The organism is Streptomyces sp. NPDC037389, assembly GCF_040636475.1.
In the GTDB taxonomy this organism is placed as follows: domain Bacteria; phylum Actinomycetota; class Actinomycetes; order Streptomycetales; family Streptomycetaceae; genus Streptomyces; species Streptomyces hesseae.
This window is the reverse complement of record NZ_JBEZUS010000006.1, coordinates 394,163-416,042: the sequence shown is the minus strand read 5'-3', so window position 1 is coordinate 416,042 and position 21,880 is coordinate 394,163. Positions and strand designations below refer to the sequence as shown.

Below are 21,880 nucleotides of genomic sequence, written 5' to 3'. Positions count from 1 at the left end.
CCGCGTGGCCGCCACCTGCGTCCCGCCGACCGCGATCACGACATCGCAGTGCCGCTGGACGAGCGTGTTCACATACGGCACGGCGTTCGCCACGGTGTCCGGGCCGAGCACCGGCAGATTCATCACCTTCGCCTTGGTGGCGAGGGAGGCGTCCTCCATGCCCGCCCAGACCGGGGCCGCCTCGCTTCCCGTCACCCCGTGCTCGTCGGTCAGCAGGCAGGCGCTGTGGGAGGTGTACTGACGGGCTCTCGGCGCGGGCTCCCCGTCGTCGTCCCCGCTCAGCAGGACGGCCGCGATCACCCCTCCCACCAGCACCACTGTTCCGGCCCCGGCGGCCAGCCATGACGTGCGACGCATCGCGCGCTTCCTCTCGCGTGGGACCGGGCCCGCTGCCCGGTCATGGATCCGCGCGAGCATAGACACAAAGGGAACCCGCCGGTCCGGCCGGGGGAGCCGTCATGCCGTCAGGTGCAGTCCGTGCCGCCCGGGCCGCCGTGGAAGAAGTACTCGTTCCAGGGGGGATCGGCGTGGTTCACCTCGCAGGTGAAGCAGTTCGGAGAAGGCTGGGACGGCGTCAGGGAGGCCTCCACCGCGCCGCCCGCGGTGGGGTAGTAGACGACGTCGCGGTGGTACGCGGCCCACTGCCAGCCCGACGAGGCGAACATGCCGCTGCCCATGGGCGGCCAGGCCGTGTTGTCCACGACCTCGCCGCCGTAGTCCACGTCCGACGCCGCGCCGGAGGCGAGCGGTCCGCTGCCGAACAGCGAGCCCGGGTAGTAGCCCACGGCGTTGCTCGCGCTGGTGCCCCCGAGGTAGAGCCACCAGTTGCCGCCGTTGAAGTAATAGGTCACTTCCAGCTCGTACTGCGCGCCGCCCAGCACGCTCACCGGGCCCAGCGTGCCGCCGAAGGCCCAGTTGGGGTTCGTCTGGACGAAGGCGGAGCAGTCGTGGTTGTAGCAGCCGGTGTTCTGGTAGCCGTCGGCGGTCCAGTAGATGAAGAGGCACGGCTGGGTGGTGCCGTACTTCCCCGGGTAGACCTGCCAGCCGCACTCGACCGTCTGCACCGGTGAGCCCGCGGCGTACCAGTGCTGGGAGAGGGAGAAGACCTGCGACCCGACGGCGGGGTCCCAGATATTGATGAAGCTGTGGCCACCGAGGTTGCCGGCCACCTGATAGGCGTGGGCGTACTTGTGGACGCCCGCCTGCACGGCGGGCGGGCTGAGCCGGGGGTGGCGGCCGGTGCCCAGGGGGCTCTTCTGGAAGAAGTTCCGGAGGGTGCCCCTCCGGGCCAGCTCGTCGAGGGTGATCCGGCGCAGGGCGATCGTGCCCGGCGGACACGCCATCGCGTGCCCGAACTTGTCGATGCGGTCCGATCGCAGCTGCGGCTGCAGCGGCAGGCCCTGCGAGGCGGCGCGAGGGCCGGGTGCGGCCGGGGCCTCGGGCGGCGCGGGCGGGGCTTCGGTGGCGCCCCGGAGAGCGGGCTGGCTCCTGACGGGGACGCAGTCGAAGACCTGGTCGTTGTCGTCCACGAAACTGTGGGGGACCGTCTCGATACCGGCATAGAGGGACTGGATGTGAGCCCTCATCCCGTCGAATTCCTCGGCGCCCACGCGCAGGGCGGGGCGGGCAGCGGTGAATCGTGCGTGCTCCGCGGAGTTCACACGGTCGATGAAGGTGGAGTAATCAGGAAAGTGCGGCTCGTTTCGCGAGGGCATGATCGGACTCTCCGTTCCGTTCGGTGCGGGCGTGCCGATGCGCGGCCTTTACATGGTGGATTCCCGCCGGTTCAGCCGTTCAGCAGAGAAGTCGCCCGAACGGTCCAGTCCGGTTTGGGGCGGCCTCGGCGCCGGCTCTTTGCCGGAACCCGCGCTCAATGGAACCGCCGCTCATCGGGTCCGCCGCCGTCCGGGTGATGTGGGCGGGGGCCGGGGTGTCCGCCGTGACCGGGCGTTGGAAGAGATACGGCATGCAGACTGACACCCTGACGCGGTTCCTCCATGCCCTGAGCCCCGCGAGCCGAGAAGACGTCGAACAGCTGCCGCGCGAGCAGCAGGAGAAGATGGCCGAGGCGTGGGAGGGATATCTGCGCGACGACACCGATCTGCTGTCGCTGAGCGAACTGGACCCGGCCTCGGCGGAGAACCGGGCCGCCGAGCACGTGGTCCGGGACTACTTCTGAGCGACGGACCGCCCCGGTGCGCAGGGGTGTTGACCCCCCGCCGTTCCGCTGACTAACTTCGCGACACGGATGGTCGATTCCGTGCAGCGGAAGTTGCTTGGTCGGGGAGGGGTACCCATGGGGCAGCGGACGGCGGTCGCCACGACCTTCACCAGCGCGGTGCGGGAGAGCGTCGGCGACTCCCTCGCGGCGGTCGACGCCGAGCTCGCCCGGCGCTATCCGGGCGACACCGGTACCCGCCAGCCCGTGCACACCGTCTACGTCCCGGCCGACGCCTTCACCGCCGGCACCGTTCGTGAATGGGGCGACCGGGCGCTCGCCGCCCTCGACGAGCACGCCCCCGGCGCGGAGGCGTTCGCCGCCGTGCTCGGGCTGCCCGGCGAACTCGCCGGGCCCGTGTACGAGCGGGTGCGGGCCAAGCTGGAGCGCGAGCCCGTCGAGGACCTGCGGATCGACTTCGAGGACGGGTACGGGCCGCGCCCGGACGCCGAGGAGGACGCGGCCGCCGCCCGCGCGGCCCGGCTGGTGGCGGAGGCGTACGCCGACGGCACGGCGGCCCCCTTCATGGGCGTGCGCGTCAAGTGCATGGAGGCGGCCGTCCGCGACCGGGGCATCCGCACCCTCGACATCTTCCTCACCGGGCTGATGGAGGCCGGCGGACTGCCCGACGGGCTGATGCTCACCCTGCCCAAGGTCACCTATCCCGAACAGGTCGTCGCGATGGCGCGGCTGGCCGGGGAGTTCGAGACGGCGCACGGGCTGGTGGAGGGGCGGATCCGCTTCGAGATACAGATCGAGACCACCCAGGCCGTCCTCGGGGCCGACGGCCGGGCCACCGTCGCCCGGCTGATCGACGCCGGCGGCGGACGCGTCACCGCGCTGCACTACGGCACGTTCGACTACAGCGCCGCCTGCGGCGTCGGCGCCGCCCACCAGGCGCCGGACCACCCGGTGGCCGACCACGCCAAGGCCGTCATGCAGGTCGCGGCCGCCGGCACGGGCGTCCGCCTCTCGGACGGCTCGACGAACGTGCTGCCCGTCGGCACGACCGCGCGCGTCCACGAGGCGTGGCGGCTCCACCACGGGCTCGTCCGCCGGTCGCTGGCCCGCGCGTACTACCAGGGCTGGGACATCCACCCCGGACACCTGCCCACCCGCTACGCCGCCGTGTACTCCTACTACCGCGAGGGGCTGGAGCGGGCGGCCGCCCGCCTCGTGGCCTACACGGAACGGGCCGCGGGTGACGTGCTCGACGAGCCCGCCACCGCCCGGGCGCTCAGCGGCCATCTGCTGCGCGGGCTGGACTGCGGGGCCGTGGACGCTGTTGAGGTGACCGGGCTCACCGAGTTGGACCGGGCCGCGCTGGAGCGGTTGGCGGGGCGGGTTGTTTGACGGGCGGGTTGTTTGACGGGTGGGCTGGTTGACGGGGGCTTTGTCTTTGGGCCCGTTCTCGCTTCTACGGTCCCGGCGGATCAGCGCTCGACCGGCGGGAGTTCGCCCGAGCCCCGGACGATCAGGCGGGTCGGCAGTTCGACGCTGCTGGGCGCGTCCTCCGCGCCGTCCAGCCGGCGGAACAGCAGTTCCGCCGCCGTACGGCCGAGGCGGGCCGCGTCCTGCGCGACGACCGTGACACCGGGGGAGAGCAGGTCGGCCAGTTCGAGGTCGTCGAAGCCGACGAGCGCCACGGGGTGGGGCAACTGCGTGATGACACGCAGGATCGTGACCGTCACCCGGTTGTTTCCCGTGAAGAACGCTGTCACCGGATGTTCGCCCGAGAGCATGCGCTCCGCCTCGGCCCGTACGCGCTCGGGGGTGGTCGGGCCGAGGGAGACCCAGGCGTCGGAGACGGGCAGCCCGGCGTCGGCCATCGCGGCGTGATACCCCCGCAGTCGCTCCCCGGCCGTGTGAATGCGCGGCCGGTCGCCGATGAAGCCGATGCGGCGGTGGCCGTGGGCGATCAGGTGGGCGACACCGGCGCGGGCGCCGCCGTGATTGTCGGAGAGCACCGCGTCGGCGGCTATCCGCCCGGCCGGACGGTCGACGAAGACGGTGGCGACGCCGGCGGCGATCTCGGGTTCCAGGTAGCGGTGGTCGTGGCCCGCCGGGATGACGATCAGGCCGTCGACGCGGCGGGCGCAGAACGCCAGGGCGAGCTCCCGTTCCCGCTCGGGGTCCTCGGCGCTGGAGCCGTTGATGAGCAGGGCGCCGTGGGCGCGGGCGACTTCCTCGACGGCACGGTTCAGCGGCGCGTAGAAGGGGTCGGCGAGGTCCTCCAGGACGAGGCCCACCGTCGAGGTGCGGCCCTTGCGCAGGACGCGGGCGCTGTCGTTGCGCCGGAAGCCCAGTGCGGTGATCGCCTCCTGGACGCGCCGCTCGGTTTCCTGGGTGACGCCCGGCTCGCCGTTCACCACGCGGGAGACGGTCTTCAGGCCCACCCCGGCGCGGGCCGCGACGTCCTTCATGGTGGGGCGGGTGCCGTAGCGGGGGAGCCGGCCGGTGGCGGCGTCGTTCACAATCGCTGGTCCTTTGCGCGGAGGGGCGGCTGAGCCATGCGTCCGATGTGCGGAGTGACGTCGAGCATAGGCCCTGGACAACGTTGTCAACCCCGGCGAGACTGACGTCCCGAAAACCCTGCGGTGGCCTTGCGGCGAGCTTGTGGCGGTCGCGGCGGCGCGGTCGCGATTGCGGCAGCCTTGCCGGGTCAGGATTTGTGGAACACCGGGTCAGGATTCGTGGAACAGGAGAGAGACCGGCACCGTGCACACCGACTCCGGCGACCTCGTCGCCGCTCTCGACATCGGCGGCACCAAGATCGCCGGGGCGCTGGTGGACGGTGCGGGGCGGCTGCGCGTCCGTGCCCGCCGGCCCACCCCGGCGCGGGAGGACGGCGCGACGGTCATGGCCGCCGTGGCGGCCGTCCTCGACGAACTGGCCGGGTCCGCCGAGTGGCCGCTGGTCCGGGCGGTGGGCATCGGCAGCGCGGGCCCCGTCGACGCGTCCGCGGGGACCGTCAGCCCCGTCAACGTGCCCGGGTGGCGCGGATTTCCGCTGGTCGCCGAGGTGACCCGGCGGGTGGGCGGGCTGCCGGTGACGCTGGTGGGCGACGGGGTCGCGATGGCCGCCGCCGAGCACTGGCAGGGCGCCGCCCGGGGACGGGCCGACGCGCTCTGCATGGTGGTCTCCACGGGGGTCGGCGGGGGGTTGGTTCTGGGCGGACGGTTGCACTCCGGGCCTACTGGCAACGCCGGGCACATCGGTCACATCAGTGTCGATCTGGATGGAGATCCTTGTCCGTGCGGCTCCCGGGGGTGCGTCGAGCGCATCGCCAGCGGTCCGAACATCGCCCGCCGCGCCCTTGAGGCCGGCTGGCGGCCGGGGCCCGACGGCGATCCGAGCGCGGCCGGCGTCGCGGCCTCCGCCCACGCGGGCGACCCGGTCGCGCTGGCCTCCTTCGCCAGGGCGGCGCGGGCGCTCGCGGCGGGCATCGCCGCCACCGCGACGCTTGTGGAGATCGAGGTGGCGGTCATAGGCGGCGGTGTCGCCGGCGCCGGCGACGTCCTTTTCGCGCCGCTCCGTGCACACCTGCGTGACTACGCGGCGTTGTCCTTCGCCTCGGGCGTCGAGGTGCTCCCGGCCCGGCTCGGCTCCGACGCGGGCGTGGTGGGCGCGGCCGCCGCGGCCGCAGCGGAGGCGGGACTGTGGGGGGCGGCCGGGGGAGCGGGGGGAACGGGCCCGGGAACCGCCAGCGGCATGTGACGGCTGCTCAGACCCCGGTCCGGTGGCCTGCCGTGGGGGCCGCCGGTGGTTCCTCGGCGCCCCGTCGGCGGCCCGTGGCCGGGACCGCGCCCCATGCCGCTCGTACACGTTTCCGTGGCAAGGTGGTGCGGGCACTGTGTTCCCGAGCCCGTCACAGGGGGCTACGGGGCCGGGGCCGTCACCGGGGGCTACGGAGGAGGGGGAACCGTGATCGTCTGGCTGAACGGTGCGTTCAGTGGGGGCAAGACCAGCACGGCCAAGGAACTGACCCGGCTCATCCCGGGCAGCACCCTCTACGATCCCGAAGTGACCGGCGGGGCGCTGCGGTATCTGCTGCCGCCGAAAAGACTGAGTGAGGTCTGCGACTACCAGGACCTGCCGATCTGGCGGCGGATGGTCGTGGACACCGCGTCGGCGCTGCTGGCCGAGGTGGGCGGGGTGCTCGTCGTGCCCATGACGCTGCTGCGGCAGGAGTACCGGGACGAGATCTTCGGGGCGCTGGCCTCGCGGGCGATCCGGGTGCGGCATGTGGTGCTGACGTCCGAGGAAACGATCCTTCGGACGTGGATCGAGGGTCGTGTCGAGTTCCCCGACGATCCCGTGCGGAGCGAGGCCGTACGGCAGTGGGGGCGTGATCATGTCGCGTCGTATCGGGAGGCGCTGTCCTGGTTGAGGGGGGACGCGCTCGTCGTCGACAACGGGGGGCTGACCCCGTTCGAGACCGCCGAGCGTATCGCCGAGGCCGTGCGGAACGGGACGGCGGGCTTTTGCCCGATCGTCCAGACGCCCGAGCCGAAGGCGGCGACGCTCGCGGCGGGGGTGTTGCTCTTTGACGAGGACGATCGGGTACTGCTTGTCGACCCTACGTACAAGCCGGGGTGGGAGTTTCCCGGTGGCGTGGTCGAGCCGGGGGAGGCGCCCGCGCGGGCCGGGATGCGGGAGGTGGCCGAGGAGATCGGGATCGAGCTCAGTGCGGTTCCACGACTGTTGGTCGTCGACTGGGAGCCGCCTAAGCCGCCTGGTTTTGGGGGGTTGCGGTTTCTGTTCGACGGGGGGCTGTTGAACTCGGCTGACGCGCGGCGGTTGTTGCTGCCGGGGGCGGAGCTGCGGGGGTGGCGGTTCGTTACGGAGGACGAGGCGTCGACGATGTTGCCGCCGGTGCGGTTGCGGCGGTTGAGGTGGGCGTTGCGGGCGCGGGAGCGGGGGCGAGTGATGAATCTGGAGGCTGGGGTGCCGGTGGGGTGACGCCGGTGTGGGCGGTGGGCCGGGTCGGGGGCGGGGTGGACGGGCCCTTACGGGGCTGACCTCTTCGCGGCGCCTGGCATTGCTGTGTCGGGTGCCCCGCGGTTGGCTCTGGCGGCGAAGAGCTCTTCACGCCCCTACCAGGGCCCGTCCACCCCGCCCCCTCACGTCACCCCAGCCTGGGCCGCCCCGCCGGAGGGAGACAGTGGCCCGGTTCCCCGGCTCCCCTGGGGAACCGGACCGCACCACGAAACAGCAGAGCCACCAACGACCGTATCCGGCAGCGAGGTTCGGCCGGGTGCCGGCTATGTGATCCTGCATCGGGAAGAACTCAGCCCTCGCATCCGTTCCACGCAAGCAGTGAACATACGGAATTCTGGGCAGAAGGGCGAGACCGTGTCAGTGGTGTTCAACGAGGAGACGCGCAAGCTTCTGGACGGGAGGAACTTCGCCACCGTCGCGACGCTGAACCGGGACGGTGGGCCGCAGACCTCGGTCGTCTGGATAGCACGGGACGGAGACACGGTGCTGTTCTCCACCACGGCAGGGCGGCAGAAGGCACGGAACCTCACCCGGGACCCTCGGGTCAGCCTCACCGTCTACGACGCCGAGAACCCGTACCACTCCGTGGACATCCGCGGCACCGTCGAACTGATCGAGGACCCGGAGAAGTCGCTTCCGCGAAGGCTCTCGCAGAAGTACCTCGGCGAGGACCCGCCCGCCGAGTCGGACGATGTCCTCCGGCTGGTCGTCCGGGTGATTCCGCGGAGGCTCTCCGGCTTCTCTGTCTGAGGGCGGCGAATTCCTGTGCCGGACAGGTTCGGTACATGGGTTGTTGGCGCTGTTCTCAATTTCCCTCCGGGGAAACGGGGGGCGGCCGTTTCCTCAGCGGTTTCTCGACCACCGGCGTCCGTACCAGATGGCGGCCGTCGCCAGCGAGACCGCGCACAGGACGATCAGGCCGGTGCCCCACGGGCCTCCGGCGACGCGCACTTCCGTCAGGATCGCCGCACCCGCCGTCGCCACCGGCAGGAGTGCGAGGGCGACGAACCGCAGTACGGAGGTGATGCCGGGGGCCTTCAGGACGCGGTGGGTCCACCGCCGCCGGCCCCGGTCGGCGCGGGCAACGGCCGGATCCTGCGCGTAGAACATCGCCGCCTTCGCACCGAGCCGTGATGTCGCCTGCCGGTAGAACATGGCCAGAACGGGCATCCAGATCCACGGCAAGGCCACCCCGATGAGAAAGAGGCCAGAGAAGGAGACGATGGACAGGGCCTGCTGGGCCCTGCTTCGTTTTCCGCCGGCGATGAGTCCCAGCAGCGCCGCCATCTTGACGATCAACCGCCACCGCGTCCGTCGCGGCACCCGCCCCGGCCCTCCTGGAGGCTGCCGCTCCGCACGCGCCAGCGCGTCGTTCGCTTCGTCCACCGAGGCGTAGACGTCCTGAAGGATCAGCAATTCGGCGACCCGGTGCTCGCTCTTCGGGTCGTGGCCGGCCACGGCCGCCAGCTCCAGCACCATCTGGGCCCGCGCGAGCAGCGCCGCCACGAAGCTCACCGGGATGAGGACGATGAACGGGCCGCCCACGACCGCACCCTCGGCGATCGTCACGCGCGTGCCACGGCTGATAATGCCGGCGTTGAGCTCGTCGGGCCCCGCGCCGGGCTCACGTTCCCGCCGTCGTTCCACCGCGGCGGCCGCCCGGTGCCCGAAGCGGCGGACGGCGAAGAAGGCGAGCTGTTCGGGCATGTGTCCGGGATCGCCCCAGATCAGCGGCAGCAGCGCCTGCGCCTCGACCGTGACCGACCGGACGGGCCGGGCGGAGGACGGTTCACGTGGAGCGTGTTCACGGTTCCTCATACGGCGGGCTCCACGGGTTCATGTGCGTTTCCCCGGGGCGGGAGGAGCGGCGTCCGGTGTTTCGCGGTGGCGGCGCAGTCCTGACTCGACGGCGCCGACCACCACCCGGGCCGCGACCCCGACCAGAAGGACATCGGCGGCCATCTGGGCCATCGTGACAATCCGGGCCGACTCCGAGGACGCGACGATGTCGCCGAAGCCGACCGTGCTGAAGACGGTGAGTGTGAAGTACAGGGCCCCGGTGCGGTCGAGGGTCTCGCTGAAGCTTCCCGGAACGTTCCGCTCCAGCAGGTAGTACGTGGTGGCGAAGAGGAGCAGGAACAGCGGCACGGTCGTCGCGAGCGTCTCGACCGCTCGCAGCCGGGGCTGGGGCGAGTACGAGATCGAGCGCAATTGCCAAAGGAAGAGCAGGAGGAGCGCGGCCAGCCCCAGGACGAGCGTCACCGCCGCCCCGCCCGCGAACCTCGCGTCCATGGGCAGCAGGTAGTAGGCGAGCACCAGGGCGGTCGCGGTGACCAGGGGGCGCACGGCCGCCCCCACGGACGGGCGGTCCGTCACGACGCCGCCCCGTGGCCGGCGGCGGCCGTCAGCCGGGCCGTCGGGAGGCGGCGGGTGAAGGCGAAGCTGATGAGCGTGATGCCGGAGGCGGCCAGGACGGCCGCCTTGAGGCTCTCGATCTGGGCGCCCGCGTAGGCGTCCACGACGGCGTCCGTCTCCCGCTGCGAGAGCCCGGACCGTTCGGCGGCGTCATTGACCTGCGTGGTGCTGACGAAGCTGACTCCCGCCTCGACGGCGACTCCGGTCTCCTGGCGGACCGCGTCCGAGATCCTCGGGTCGCCCTCGATCCGCGTCGTGAAGACGCTCACGAGCGCGCCGATCAGCAGGGAGCCGATGAGCGCGGTGCCCAGGGACGAGCCGAGGTTCTGCGCCGTGTACTGCAGCCCTCCCGCCTCGCCGCGCTCGGCCTCCGCCACGCTGGACTGGGTGACATTGCCGAGCTGGGAGGCGAGCAGCCCCATGCCCAGGCCCAGGACGGCCATGGCCGCCCCGAAGGACAGGTTGTCGATGTCGGGCCGGATGGCACTGATCAGCCACAGCGTCGCGATCAGCAGCACCGCCAGGCCGCACCGCACGATCGTGCGCGGTCCGGCGATCCTGCCCAGCATCGGACCGGACAGGGCGGACACCAGCATCGTCACCGACGTGGGCAGCAGTCGCAGCCCGGTCTGGAAGGCGTTGAACCCCTGGACGATCTGTAGGTAGAGGGGGACGGTGAAGAACAGGCCGAGCAGGATGAGGTTCTGTGCCAGCAGCATGCTCAGGCCGGCGCGCAGTGGCGGCACGCCGAACAGCGAGAAGCGCACCAGCGGATCCCGCCCCCGTGCCTCCCGTCGCCGTTCCCAGGCGTGGAAGAGCCACAGGAGCACGCCACCCGCGGCGATGACGAAGAAGGTGGGGGAGTAGCCCAGAACGGTGAAGGGCACGCGGCGTGGCCGCAGCCAGCCCCACGCACCGCTTTGCAGGACACCCAGTACGACGAGGGCGAGCCCGGTGGCGGACAGCGCCACGCCCGCCGCGTCGAGCCGGGGCCGGGACTCCGGCGGGGAGTCGGGGATCCAGCGGACGCAGCACAGCATGGCGACGACCACCACGACCTCGGCCGCGAACACCAGACGCCATGTCAGGTACGTCGTCACCCATCCGCCGATCAGCGGTCCCACCGCGATGCCCGCACCGGCGAGGCCCCCGATCACCCCGTAGGCGACCGCCCGTTCCCGGTCCCGGTACGCGCCGGCGACGAGCGCCGCGAGAGCCGGGAGGACCAGGGTGGCGCCCAGCCCCTCGATCACCGACCAGCCGACGGTGAGCACCCACAGGGCCGGGGCCAGGGCGGTGAGGGCGGACCCGGCGCCGTACACGGCGAGGCCGACGGCGAAGGCGCGCCGCCGTCCGGCCATGTCGCCGAGCTTCCCGCCGGTGATCATGAAGGCGGCCATGACGAGGGTGTAGAGGGTGATCACGGCCTGGATCGACGTGACGTCGGTGTGGAAGTCCTCGACCAGCCGGCTGATCGACACGTTCATGACCGAGGTGTCCAGCACCATCAGGAACTGGGCCGTGCCGAGGACGGCCAGGGCCCGCCAGCGTTTCACGGCATGTGCCTCCTCCCTGCCGCCAGGGCCGGTGCGCCCGGCACGGGCACGAAGATCACCATAGGTCGGCGGAAGCGGCCGGAAGGCGCGATGGGCGTTCTCCGGTGCCTCGGGTCACCCGGCCGGACCGCCTTCCGCTCACGTGGCGGGCCCGCCCGGCGAGGAACACGATGGAACGAGAGCCGCCCGAGCCGCCGCGACCCACGCGGAGGGAGGCAGCGATGGACCCGTCCGGCGCACACCCACCCGCCCCCGAACCTCTCAGCACGGCGGAGCGCCAGGAGTACGAGCGACTGCGCCGGCTGGCGACCATGCGTCACCGGCGGGCGCGCAACGTCACGGCGTCCGTGCTGCTGGTCCTCACCTTCCTCCTCGCCCCACTGGCCGTCGTGGCGGCCTGGGTGAACAGCCAGATCTCCGACACCGACCGGTATGTGCGGACGATCGCCCCCGTCGCGACCGCGCCGTCCGTGCGGAACGCCCTGACCGACCGGCTGACGGCCCGCGTGGTCGACAAGGTCGACTTCCGCGCCATCACCGATGCCCTGGGCCGCGCCCTGGCCAGGACGGACGCGCCGTCCGCCGTCGTGGACAAGACATCGCTCCTGACGGGCCCGCTCAAGAACGCCATGACCACGGCCGTCCGCACGGTCGTGAACAAGGTCGTCACCAGCGACCAGTTCGCCGAAGCGTGGAACATCGCCAACCGGCGCGCCCACGCGGCGGTGGTGAAGACCCTCACCGGCGAGGGCAACAGCGCCGTACAGGCCAAGGGCGACACCATCGTCCTGGACATCGGCACACTCGTCGACAACGTCAAGAAGCGTCTGGTCGACGAGGGATACGAGAAGGCCGCCGCCATCCCGGACGTGGACAGGACGGTTCCCCTGTTCACGACGGACAAGCTGGACAAGGCGCAGAGCCTGATGCGCCTGCTCGATGTGGTCGGCACCTGGCTGCCCGTCACCACCCTCGCCCTCGCGGCGATCGCCGTCTGGACGGCGCCCTCGCACCGGATCGCCCTGATGGCCGCGGCCATCGGCACCGGCGTCATGATGATCGCGCTGCTCGTCGCGCTCGCCGTCATGCGGAGGGTGTACCTGGACTCCGTTCCCACGAACGTGCTCCCCGCCGACGCGGCGAGGACCATCTACGACGCGTTCGTACGGTTCCTGCGCGTCAGTACCCGCACTGTGCTCGTCACGGCGATGATCACCGCCGTGGCCGGTTATCTCTACGGTCCCGGGCGCGGGGCGCGCTTCGTACGGTCGGTGACCGCCCGGGGCACCGGAGCCGGCGGCAGGGCCCTCGCCCACGCCGGTGTGCGCACGGGCTCCACGGGCCGCTGGCTCGAGACCCACCGTGCCTGGACGACCGGCGCCGTCATCGCCGGCGGAGCCGTGGCCCTGGTCCTGTGGAACTACCCCACCGCCGCCTGCGTCGCCCTGGTCCTCGGCATCGTGGTCGTCGTCCTCGCGCTGCTCGGCATCCTCGCGGCGGCCTCTGGAGTGACCCCGGGCACGGAATCCGCCCCGCCGCGAACGGGCGATCAGATCAGGAGAACGACATGAGCGCATATGTGAACCTCGCCTACGACTACCCCGTCCTCGGCGCGTTCTGGACCATCCTGTGGATCTTCCTATGGGTCCTGTGGGTCATGCTGCTCTTCCGCGTCATCGGGGACATCTTCCGTGACGACCAGCTCGGCGGATGGGGCAAGGCGGCATGGCTGCTCTTCACGGTCTTCCTGCCGTTCCTCGGCGTTTTCGTCTACGTCCTCGCCCGGGGCAGGGAGATGGGGGACCGCGAAATACGGCACGCCCAGGCCCAGCGGCGGGCGTTCGACGAATACGTCCGCGAGGCCGCCGCCGGCTCGGGGAGCACGAGCGCGGCCGACGAACTGGCCAAGCTCTCCGATCTCCGGGCTAAGGGTGACATCTCGGACCTGGAATTCCAGCGGGCCAAGGAGAAGATCCTGCACTGAACCCCGGTTGTGCCCGGCAGGTCGTGGACGACCTGCCGGACACCGCTCGACGGGGCGGTGGAGGCTCAGGCCTTGCTCTCCGCGTACTTCGTCAGGAAGACCGCCTCCGCGAGGGAAAGCCGCTCCAGCTCCTGCGGGGAGACGCTCTCGTTCACCGCGTGGATCTGCGCCTCCGGCTCGCTCAGGCCGATGAGGAGGATCTCCGCCTCCGGGTACAGCGTGGCGAGCGTGTTGCAGAGGGGGATCGAGCCGCCCATGCCCGCCGTCTGCATCTCCTCGCCCGGGTACGCGATGCGCATGGCCTCGGCCATCGACGAGTACGCCGGGCTGTCCGTGTTGGCCTGGAAGGGCTGGCCCTGGCCGACCTGTTCCGTGGTCACGCGGGCGTTCCACGGCGTCGTCTGCTCCAGGTGCGCCCGCAGCAGCTTCGTCGCCTCGGCGGCGTCCATGCCCGGCGGGACGCGCAGGCTGATCAGCGCGCGGGCGCTCGCATGGACGGACGGGGTGGCGCCGACGACCGGCGGGCAGTCGATGCCGAGGACGGTGACGGCCGGGCGGGCCCACAGGCGGTCGGCCACCGTGCCGTCGCCGATGAGGCCGACGCCGTCGAGGACCTTCGCGTCCTGGCGGAAGTCCGCCTCCGGGTACTGGAGGCCCTGCCAGGTGCCCTGTGCCTCCAGGCCGGCGACGGTCGTGGAGCCGTCCTCCGCGCGCAGCGAGTCCAGGACGCGGATCAGCGCGGCGAGCGCGTCCGGGGCGGCGCCGCCGAACATGCCGGAGTGGAGGTTGCCCTCAAGGGTGTCCACCTGGACCTGGACGAGCGTCATGCCGCGCAGGGTCGCCGTCACGGTGGGCAGCCCGAGGCGGAAGTTGCCCGCGTCGCCGATGACGATGGTGTCGGCGGTCAGCAGCTCCGGGTGGGCCTCGGCGTAGCGCTCCAGGCCGCCGGTGCCCTGCTCCTCCGAGCCCTCGACGATGACCTTGACGTTGACCGGGATGCCGCCGTGCTCCTTGAGGGCGCGCAGGGCGGTGAGGTGCATGATCAGGCCGCCCTTGCAGTCGGCGGCGCCGCGCCCGTACCAGCGGCCGTCGCGCTCGGTGAGCTCGAACGGCGGGGAGATCCAGGCGGCCTCGTCCAGCGGCGGCTGCACGTCGTAGTGCGCGTAGAGGAGCACCGTCGGGGCGCCGGCCGGGCCGGGGAGGTAGCCGTAGACGGACTGGGTGCCGTCGGGGGTGTCGAGGGTGGCGACGTCCTGGAAGCCCTCCGCGGTCAGCGCGTCGGCCACCCAGCGGGCGGCGGCCTCGCACTCGCTCTTGGGGAACTGCGCCTCGTCCGCGACCGACTTGAAGGCGACCAGCTCGGCGAGCTCGGTCCGGGCGCGGGCCTGAAGGCCGGCGACGGTCGCCGCGAGCGCGGCCGGTTCCGGCTGGCGGGTCGGGGACGTGTCCATGGAACGCTCCTAGGGGGCGCGGCGTTGAGTCCGTACGTACGGGCGATATCGCCCCCGATCCTCCCATGGCGGTCGCCGGGTCCGGCCGGTGGGCCGCCCGATGGCGGGCCTTAGGATGCGGGCGACAGCCATAGCCGGTGTTCGAGGGGAGCAGAAGCACAGGTGAGCAGCGACAGCGCAGCCCGGGAAGACATGGGGGACAGCGGGCCGGTGTGGGACGTCGTGGTGGTCGGAGCGGGGCCCGCCGGTGCCTCGGCAGCGCGTGCCGCCGCCTCCGAGGGACGCCGGGTGCTGCTCCTGGAGAAGGCCGAGCTGCCGCGTTACAAGACCTGCGGAGGCGGCATCATCGGCCCCTCGCGCGACGCGCTGCCGCCCGGCTTCGAGCTGCCGCTGCGCGATCGCGTGCACGCCGTCACGTTCTCGCTGAACGGGCGGATGACGCGGACGCGGCGGTCCAGGCACATGTTGTTCGGGCTGATCAACCGGTCCGAGTTCGACGCCGCCCTGGTCGAGACCGCCAAGGCCGCCGGGGCCGAGGTGCGCACGGGCGTGACCGTCTCCCGGGTGGAGCAGCACGGCCCGGCCGTGCCCGACCGTCGCACGGTGGCCGTCGTGCTCGGCGACGGGAGCACCGTGCTGGCCCGCGCGGTGGTGGGCGCCGACGGCAGCGCCGGGCGCATAGGAGCGCACGTGGGGGTGAAGCTCCAGCAGGTGGATCTGGGCCTGGAGGCCGAGATCCCGGTGCCCGCGACGGTCGCCGAGGACTGGGCCGGGCGCGTCCAGATCGACTGGGGTCCGATTCCCGGCAGTTACGGGTGGGTCTTCCCCAAGGGGGACACCCTCACGGTCGGTGTGATCTCGGCGCGTGGCGAGGGCGCGGCCACCAAGCGGTATCTGGAGGACTTCATCGCCCGGCTGGGGCTGGCCGGCTTCGAGCCCAGTATCTCGTCCGGGCACCTGACGCGCTGCCGGGCCGACGACTCTCCGCTGTCCCGGGGCCGGGTGCTCGTCTGCGGCGACGCGGCCGGGCTGCTGGAGCCGTGGACGCGCGAGGGCATCTCCTTCGCCCTGCGCTCCGGGCGCCTGGCGGGGGAATGGGCCGTACGGATCGCCGAGGCACAGGACGCCGTGGACGCCCGCCGACAGGCCCTCAACTACGCCTTCGCCATCAAGGCGGGGCTGGGCGTGGAGATGGGCGTGGGACGCCGGATGCTCACGGTCTTCGAGCGCCGCCCCGGTCTCATCCACGCCGCCGTCACCGGTTTCCGCCCGGCCTGGCAGGCGTTCGCCAGGATCACGCGCGGCTCGACCACGCTCGCCGAGATCGTACGGACGCACCCCGTGGCCCGGCGGGTGCTGGGCGCCGTCGACCGGGGCTGACGCCCTCCTCTCCGGGCGGCTGACCCCTTCCTCTCCGGGGAAGGGAGTGCCGCCCTTTCCGGAGCCGGTGCGTCAGAACAGGGCGTCCTGTGGGCCCGCCGTCTCCGGCCGGGCCGTCGCCGTCGTCGGGGCGGACGGGTCCGCGGCGGTGAGGGGCCAGCCCGCCAGCCGGCGGGCGTCCAGCAGGAGCGGACGGCCGTCGGCCGCGTCCAGATAGACGTCCGGGCCGGCGACCGCCGTCACGCGGCCCGCGACCGTGCGGCCGGGGCCGAGTTCGACGACGGCCTGGCCCGGGCGTATCCGGTCCAGATGGAACACCGCGTCGTGGTGCTCGGGCGAGAAAGGCCGTGCCGTCAGGGACTCCGGCAGCAGGGCCGGGGCCCGGTCGTGCAACCGGGCCAGCTCTGACGTCCGCAGCTCCCGCGTGGGCACGGGGTGGCGCGCCGCCCGCTTCGCCGCGTACGGGAAGCGGTCCGGGACCGCGAGCGCCGCGCCCAGCACCGCCTCCGCCCGGCGCGCCGCCATCAGCGGGCCGCGGGCGAGCAGCGCGGAGGACAGCGCCGCCTGCTCCAGGAGGCGGACACCCTGCCGTTCGGCGGCGGTGATGCCGACCTTGATCAGGCCGGGGGCGAACCAGGCGAGGTAGAGGTCGTACGGACGGGGGTCGTCGGCGATCGTGTCCGCCGCCACCGAGTGGGCGCGGTCCAGCCGGGCGCACTCCGGGCACTGTGCCGAGACCGCCGAAGGCGGGATCACCGCGCCGGTCGGGCACGATGTGTGGCGCCCGCCCCTGCGCACGCCGACGCATCGCCTGACGTCGCCGGTGGTGAAGGCCAGCGGCCGGTCCGGCGGCAAGGGGGAGAGCCGCTCCCCGTGTCGCGGATGGCGCCAGACCAGCGCCGGGCCCGAGGCGCTCCACCGTGGGCCGGCGCAGAGCCAGCCCTCGTCCTGGCCGCTCATCGCGCCCACCCCCTTCGGTCGCCGTGTCTCGCCCTCCGTGTGTCGTCCTCCATGGTGTCAGCCCGCACTGACAGCGGTGCCCGCCCGGCGGGTGGCGTAGGCGACGAGCGCCGAGACCGCCGCGAGCGCGGCGACCGTGGTGAGCGCCAGGGGCAGCGAGAAGCGGTCGGCGAGGATTCCGATGGCCGGTGGTCCCAGCAGCATGCCGCCGTAGCCGAAGGTGGAGGCGGCGGCGACACCGCCCGGACCGGCCAGCTCACCGGCCCTGCCGACCGCGACCGGGAAGATGTTGGCCAGACCCAGCCCGGTGATCGCGAATCCGGCGAGGGCCGCCCAGAGGGACGGTGCCAGCGAGCCCAGCAGCATGCCCAGCGCGGCGGTCGTACCACCGGCCACCAGCAGCCTCGTCTGCCCCAGCCGTTCCAGGAGGGCGGTGCCGCTCAGCCTGCCGAGCGTCATGGCGAGCGCGAAGACGGAGTAGCCGAGGGCGGCGAGCCCGGCCGGGGCTGCGAGGTCCTGCCGGAGATGGAGCGCGCCCCAGTCCGCGAGCGCGCCCTCCCCGTAGGCCGTGCACAGGGCGACGGTTCCGAAGACGGCGATCAGTTTGCGTTCCCGGGTGGTGGTGCGCCGCCCGTCGGCCCTCGGTTCCGGGGTGCGGGGCGGGCGTGGTGCCGGGTGGGCGAGGAGGACGCGGCCCGCCGCCGCGCCGGCGACCAGGCCGGTCGCGGTGAGGAGCAGCAGGTGCGCGGTCACGGACAGCCGGCCGGCGAGCAGGGCTCCCAGCCCCGCGCCGAGCATGCCGCCGACGCTGAACGCGGCGTGGAAGCTCGGCATCACGGGTCTGCGCAGTGCCGCGACGAGATCGACAGCCGCGCTGTTCATCGCGACGTTGAGACCGCCGTAGGCGGCGCCGAAGACCAGCAGCACCAGGCCGAGGGCGAGCGCGGAATGCGTCAGCGGGGGCAGGGCGATGCCGAGGCACATCAGCAGGGCGGCGGCGACGGTCACCGGATGGCTGCCGAAGCGCCGGCACAGTCGTCCGGTCAGCGTCATGGTGGCGACTGCTCCGGCCGACACGCCGAGCAGAGCGAGGCCCAGAGCGCCTTCGGAGGCGCCTGTCTGCTGCTTGATGGCGGGAATGCGGACCACCCAGCCGGCGAAAAGGAAGCCGTCCAGGGCGAAGAAAAGGGTCAAGGCTGAACGAAGGGGACGGAGAGCGTCGGCGCCGGAGGTTACTCGCGGTCCTCCGAGGATGGCCGTCCGTATTTTGTTTAGCGTCGGCACAAAGTCAGAATAGAGGCGTGACGCAGACTCGGACAACACGTTTGGAGCGGGGACGGGGCGCCCTCGGCCCCGCCCTGGAGCTCGTACACACCGGTCGCGCCCCCACGCGCGCCGTGCTCACCACCGAGCTCGGGGTGACCCGGGCGACCGCCGGTGCCGTGGCCGCGGAGCTGGAGGCGCTCGGCCTGATCCAGGTCGACCCGCATCCGGTGGCCGCCGGCTCCCAGGGCCGGCCCTCCCACCGGCTGACCATCGCACCCAACGGGCCCGTGGTGCTCGCCGCGCAGATCCACGCCGACGGCTATCGCGCGGCACTGGTCGGCCTGGGCGGCCGGATGGTCGCCACGGCGCCCGGCTGCATGGACGTACCCGCCGATCCCTCGCACATCATCGACGCCGTCGTCGAGGCCGGGGCCGGGCTGCTGCGGGAGTCCGGGCGGCGCTGTCTGGGCGCCGGGCTCGCCGTGCCGTCGGCCGTCGCCGAGCCCGAGGGCACGGCCCTCAACCCGCTGCATCTGTCCTGGCCCGTCGGCGCCCCCGTGCGCGAGCTGTTCACCGAGGCCCTCGCCAAGTCCGGAGTGCTGCGCCCGGACGCCTCACCCGTCCCGGGCGTCACGGGCAACGACGTCAACCTCGCGGCCCTCGCCGAGCACCGCCATGGCGCGGGCCGGGGCGCCCGCCATCTGCTGTGCGTGGCCACCGGCCACCGGGGCGTGGGCGGCGCGCTCGTCCTCGACGGCCGTCTGCACAGCGGAAGTTCGGGCCTGGCCCTGGAGGTGGGGCACCTCACCGTCAACCCCGCGGGGCTGCCCTGTCACTGCGGCAGCCGCGGCTGCCTCGACGTCGAGACCGACCCGCTGGCCTTCCTCAGCGCCGCCGGGCGCATCCCGGGCCCCACCGTCTCGCTGCTCCAGCAGGCCCGTGACCTGCTGCGCTCGGAGTACGACGACCCGTCCGTCCGGGCCGCCGCCGAGCTGATCGTCGACCGGCTGGGCCTGGGCCTGGCCGGACTGGTGAACATCCTCAACCCCGACCGCATCCTCCTCGGCGGCCTCCACCGCGAGCTGCTGGAGGCCGATCCCGAGCGGCTGCGCGCGGTCGTCGCGGACCGCAGCCTGTGGGGCCGCAGCGGCGGCGTCCCCATCCTCCCCTGCACCCTGGACTTCAACAGCCTCATCGGCGCGGCCGAAGCGGCCTGGCAGCCCGCCCTCGACGACCCGCTGGCCCTGCTCGGCTGACGGCCCGTCCGCCGTATCAGCCCGGGACGGCGGACCGGAGGGGGGAGTGCTCGCGCAGCACCGCCCGGCGCGGCCCGGCCGCCGTCCCCGTGAACGCGGGGTCCTCCAGCCCGTCCAGATCCTCCAGGACCGGCATCGCGCGCCCCGGCCGTGCGAAGGGGGTGACGGTACCCGCGCTCCGCGCGGAGCGCGGCGGCGCCGCCGGGGCGGCGGCCGGTACGGCGAGGGTGAACCAGACGACCTTTCCGCCGTCCTGCCGCTGCTGCACCCCCCAGCTGGAGCTGAGCGCCGCGACGAGCGCCAGCCCCCTGCCATGGGTGCTGCCGGCGTCGGCATCGCCGAGGGAGGGCAGCCGGGGATCGTGGTCCCGTACGGAGACGGTCAGCCGGGACGGTACGAGGTCGATCTCCACGGTGCAGCGTTTGTCCGGTTCGGCATGCTGGTGAACATTGGTCAGAAGCTCGGTGACGCCGAGCGCGGCAAGGTCGATGAGGGTGTCGAGATGCCAGTACCGCAACTGCGCAGATACGATTCTGCGCACTTGCCCGATACGCGGCGGGAGTGCCTGGAGCTCAACGGTGCAGTGCTTGTTCACTCGGTTGATCACGGCTGCGACTCCCTGAAGAAGTAGGGCTAGCCTGATTCCGATGGACGGTGCGACACACGCCCGACGCGGTCCGATGGCGCCTCCGGCCGGCCCGCCCGGCGGCCCGGCCCGCAGGGTGACCGCCGATGGACCCTAGGTGATGCCAATATGAGTAAAGGGTCGACTCTCGCGGCCGTGTTCGCAACTCCTGCACCCGTCAGTGCTTCACCGTGCTTCCGTGCGCCGACCGCACCACCTCCAGGAAGCGGTTGACCTCCGCCTCGCCCGTGGTAGAGCCCGGCTCCCCGGCGTCCCCGGGGCCGCCCAGGGTGAGTACGTAGCGATTGCCGTTGACGGTCGCGCGGGCCCGGTCCCGGGCGGCGAACCACGGCTTGCCGGCCCGCACCGAGTCCACCGGCGCGCTGTCGATCTCCCGGCCGTAGCTGGTCAGCAGCCGTAGCAGGCCGTCCTGGATCCTCACCTGGCCGGCCCGGGTCAGATTGCGGTGGGCGCGTTCTATCCGCACCCCTGTCGCGCTGAACTCCGGTTCCGTCACGGTGCACCGCCTCTCGGCCGAAATCGCTGTCCCGTGCGCAGTCTGCCCGTGAGCAGGCCCGCGCACCAGTGCCCCTTTATGATCGAAACGCCCGAGTGATCCGTGTGAGTCCCCATCCGGAACCATGAGGAGCGGCGTGTGACCGGCACCGTGCGCACCATCGACGTGGACCGCGGCGACGCGTCCTACCGCCTTTGGCTGAAGGAGGCGGTCCGCAAGGTCCAGGCGGACGCCAACCGTTCCGCCGACACACATCTGCTGCGATTCCCGCTGCCGGAGGAGTGGGGCGTCGACCTCTACCTGAAGGACGAGAGCACGCACCCCACCGGCAGCCTCAAGCACCGCCTGGCCCGCTCGCTCTTCCTCTACGGGCTCTGCAACGGCTGGATCCGCCCCGAGGTCTCGGTGATCGAGGCGTCCAGCGGATCCACCGCCATTTCCGAGGCCTATTTCGCCCAGCTGATCGGCGTCCCCTTCGTCGCCGTCATGCCGCGCACGACGAGCCGTGAGAAGTGCCGGCTGATCGAATTCCAGGGCGGCCGGTGCCATTTCGTGGACGACCCCCGGACGATGTACGCGGAAGCCGCGGCCCTCGCGGAGCGGACCGGCGGACACTACATCGACCAGTTCACCTACGCCGAACGGGCCACGGACTGGCGCGGCAACAACAACATCGCCGAGGCGATCTACAGCCAGCTACGGCTGGAGCGCCACCCCGAGCCCGCCTGGATCGTCGCCACCGCGGGCACCGGCGGCACCTCCGCGACCATCGCCCGCTACACGCGTTACATGCAGTACGACACCAGGGTGTGCGTCGCCGACCCGGAGAACTCCTGCTTCTTCGAGGGCTGGCGGGACCACGATCCCGACGCGACCAGCGAGCGCGGCTCCCGCATCGAGGGCATCGGCCGGCCCCGCATGGAACCCAGCTTCCTGCCCGCCGCGATCGACCGGATGATGAAGGTCCCGGACGCCGCCACCGTCGCGGCCGTACGCGCCCTGGAGACGGCCCTCGGCCGCAAGGCCGGCGGCTCCACGGGCACCGGCCTGTGGGGCGCGCTGAAGATCGTCGCGGAGATGGTCGCCGAGGGGCGCGCGGGCAGCGTCGTCACCCTCATCTGCGACCCCGGCGACCGCTACCTCGACAAGTACTACTCCGACGCCTGGCTCGCCGCGGAGGGGCTGGACATCCAGCCCTACGCGATGGCCATCGACGCCTTTCTGTCGACCGGCCGCTGGCCCTGCTGACCC

21 protein-coding genes are annotated in these 21,880 nt (G+C 72.4%); 11 read left to right on the top strand and 10 right to left on the bottom strand.

The window, feature by feature from the left end; genetic code table 11:
- Positions 1-4: 4 nt before the first annotated feature.
- A complete protein-coding gene (locus tag AB0E98_RS16365) occupies positions 5-241 on the top strand; it encodes a hypothetical protein (RefSeq protein WP_361702711.1) in 237 nt (78 codons plus the stop codon).
- Positions 242-464: 223 nt separating this feature from the next.
- On the opposite strand, the gene AB0E98_RS16360 is transcribed toward AB0E98_RS16365, so the two are convergent.
- Positions 465-1,715, bottom strand: a complete 1,251-nt coding sequence (locus AB0E98_RS16360; RefSeq protein ID WP_361702709.1) for a neprosin family prolyl endopeptidase — start codon at positions 1,713-1,715, stop codon at positions 465-467.
- 251 nt (positions 1,716-1,966) lie between these two features.
- On the opposite strand from AB0E98_RS16360, the gene AB0E98_RS16355 reads away from it, so the two are divergent.
- Positions 1,967-2,179, top strand: a complete 213-nt coding sequence (locus AB0E98_RS16355; RefSeq protein WP_361702707.1) for a hypothetical protein — start codon at positions 1,967-1,969, stop codon at positions 2,177-2,179.
- A 117-nt stretch (positions 2,180-2,296) separates the two neighbouring features.
- On the top strand, positions 2,297-3,571 hold the full coding sequence (locus AB0E98_RS16350; RefSeq protein WP_361702706.1) for an aldolase/citrate lyase family protein: 1,275 nt from the start codon (positions 2,297-2,299) through the stop codon (positions 3,569-3,571).
- Between the two features lie 80 nt (positions 3,572-3,651).
- Here the strand turns inward: AB0E98_RS16350 and AB0E98_RS16345 are convergent, their stop codons facing one another.
- Positions 3,652-4,641, bottom strand: coding sequence for a LacI family DNA-binding transcriptional regulator (locus tag AB0E98_RS16345; RefSeq protein ID WP_361702803.1), 990 nt, complete (start codon positions 4,639-4,641; stop codon positions 3,652-3,654).
- Between the two features lie 295 nt (positions 4,642-4,936).
- Here AB0E98_RS16345 and AB0E98_RS16340 point away from each other — a divergent pair, with 295 nt between their 5' ends.
- The 3 genes from AB0E98_RS16340 (at position 4,937) to AB0E98_RS16330 (ending at position 7,969) form a co-directional block, all read left to right on the top strand.
- Positions 4,937-5,935 (top strand): ROK family protein, encoded by a 999-nt coding sequence (locus AB0E98_RS16340; protein ID WP_361702704.1) that lies wholly within the window; start codon positions 4,937-4,939, stop codon positions 5,933-5,935.
- Between the two features lie 207 nt (positions 5,936-6,142).
- Positions 6,143-7,180, top strand: a complete 1,038-nt coding sequence (locus tag AB0E98_RS16335) for an NUDIX hydrolase (protein ID WP_361702702.1) — start codon at positions 6,143-6,145, stop codon at positions 7,178-7,180.
- A 393-nt stretch (positions 7,181-7,573) separates the two neighbouring features.
- Complete coding sequence (locus AB0E98_RS16330; protein WP_361702701.1) at positions 7,574-7,969, top strand: PPOX class F420-dependent oxidoreductase; 396 nt, start codon at positions 7,574-7,576, stop codon at positions 7,967-7,969.
- 93 nt (positions 7,970-8,062) lie between these two features.
- Here the strand turns inward: AB0E98_RS16330 and AB0E98_RS16325 are convergent, their stop codons facing one another.
- Genes AB0E98_RS16325 through AB0E98_RS16315 form a run of 3 tightly spaced genes read right to left on the bottom strand, consistent with a single transcriptional unit; the run spans position 8,063 to position 11,190 of the window.
- A complete protein-coding gene (locus AB0E98_RS16325) occupies positions 8,063-9,037 on the bottom strand; it encodes a hypothetical protein (protein ID WP_361702699.1) in 975 nt (324 codons plus the stop codon).
- Between the two features lie 18 nt (positions 9,038-9,055).
- Positions 9,056-9,595: a potassium channel family protein gene (locus tag AB0E98_RS16320; RefSeq protein WP_361702698.1), complete on the bottom strand. Its 540-nt coding sequence runs from the start codon at positions 9,593-9,595 to the stop codon at positions 9,056-9,058.
- Positions 9,592-11,190 (bottom strand): MFS transporter, encoded by a 1,599-nt coding sequence (locus tag AB0E98_RS16315; RefSeq protein ID WP_361702696.1) that lies wholly within the window; start codon positions 11,188-11,190, stop codon positions 9,592-9,594. Before AB0E98_RS16315 ends, AB0E98_RS16320 begins: the two co-directional genes overlap by 4 nt.
- 221 nt (positions 11,191-11,411) lie before the next feature.
- Between AB0E98_RS16315 and AB0E98_RS16310 the strand changes: the two genes are divergently transcribed.
- On the top strand, positions 11,412-12,761 hold the full coding sequence (locus tag AB0E98_RS16310; RefSeq protein ID WP_361702694.1) for a hypothetical protein: 1,350 nt from the start codon (positions 11,412-11,414) through the stop codon (positions 12,759-12,761).
- On the top strand, positions 12,758-13,174 hold the full coding sequence (locus tag AB0E98_RS16305; protein ID WP_361702692.1) for an SHOCT domain-containing protein: 417 nt from the start codon (positions 12,758-12,760) through the stop codon (positions 13,172-13,174). Before AB0E98_RS16310 ends, AB0E98_RS16305 begins: the two co-directional genes overlap by 4 nt.
- Before the next feature lie 65 nt (positions 13,175-13,239).
- On the opposite strand, the gene AB0E98_RS16300 is transcribed toward AB0E98_RS16305, so the two are convergent.
- The gene (locus tag AB0E98_RS16300; RefSeq protein WP_361702690.1) at positions 13,240-14,625 is read right to left on the bottom strand and encodes a dipeptidase; all 1,386 of its coding nucleotides are present in this window, start codon (positions 14,623-14,625) and stop codon (positions 13,240-13,242) included.
- Positions 14,626-14,817: 192 nt separating this feature from the next.
- On the opposite strand from AB0E98_RS16300, the gene AB0E98_RS16295 reads away from it, so the two are divergent.
- A complete protein-coding gene (locus AB0E98_RS16295; protein ID WP_311614223.1) occupies positions 14,818-16,005 on the top strand; it encodes a geranylgeranyl reductase family protein in 1,188 nt (395 codons plus the stop codon).
- Between the two features lie 72 nt (positions 16,006-16,077).
- Here AB0E98_RS16295 and AB0E98_RS16290 read toward each other — a convergent pair whose 3' ends face one another.
- The gene (locus tag AB0E98_RS16290) at positions 16,078-16,965 is read right to left on the bottom strand and encodes a DUF2797 domain-containing protein (protein WP_361702688.1); all 888 of its coding nucleotides are present in this window, start codon (positions 16,963-16,965) and stop codon (positions 16,078-16,080) included.
- 57 nt (positions 16,966-17,022) lie between these two features.
- Positions 17,023-18,249 carry an MFS transporter gene (locus AB0E98_RS16285; RefSeq protein ID WP_361702687.1) on the bottom strand — a complete coding sequence of 409 codons (1,227 nt, stop codon included), beginning with the start codon at positions 18,247-18,249 and terminating at the stop codon, positions 17,023-17,025.
- Between the two features lie 17 nt (positions 18,250-18,266).
- Here AB0E98_RS16285 and AB0E98_RS16280 point away from each other — a divergent pair, with 17 nt between their 5' ends.
- Positions 18,267-19,487 (top strand): ROK family protein, encoded by a 1,221-nt coding sequence (locus tag AB0E98_RS16280; protein ID WP_361702685.1) that lies wholly within the window; start codon positions 18,267-18,269, stop codon positions 19,485-19,487.
- 16 nt (positions 19,488-19,503) lie between these two features.
- On the opposite strand, the gene AB0E98_RS16275 is transcribed toward AB0E98_RS16280, so the two are convergent.
- On the bottom strand, positions 19,504-20,094 hold the full coding sequence (locus AB0E98_RS16275) for an ATP-binding protein (RefSeq protein ID WP_361702683.1): 591 nt from the start codon (positions 20,092-20,094) through the stop codon (positions 19,504-19,506).
- A 196-nt stretch (positions 20,095-20,290) separates the two neighbouring features.
- Positions 20,291-20,629, bottom strand: a complete 339-nt coding sequence (locus tag AB0E98_RS16270) for a hypothetical protein (RefSeq protein WP_361702681.1) — start codon at positions 20,627-20,629, stop codon at positions 20,291-20,293.
- A gap of 138 nt (positions 20,630-20,767) precedes the next feature.
- On the opposite strand from AB0E98_RS16270, the gene AB0E98_RS16265 reads away from it, so the two are divergent.
- The gene (locus AB0E98_RS16265; protein WP_361702679.1) at positions 20,768-21,877 is read left to right on the top strand and encodes a PLP-dependent cysteine synthase family protein; all 1,110 of its coding nucleotides are present in this window, start codon (positions 20,768-20,770) and stop codon (positions 21,875-21,877) included.
- Positions 21,878-21,880: the final 3 nt, after the last annotated feature.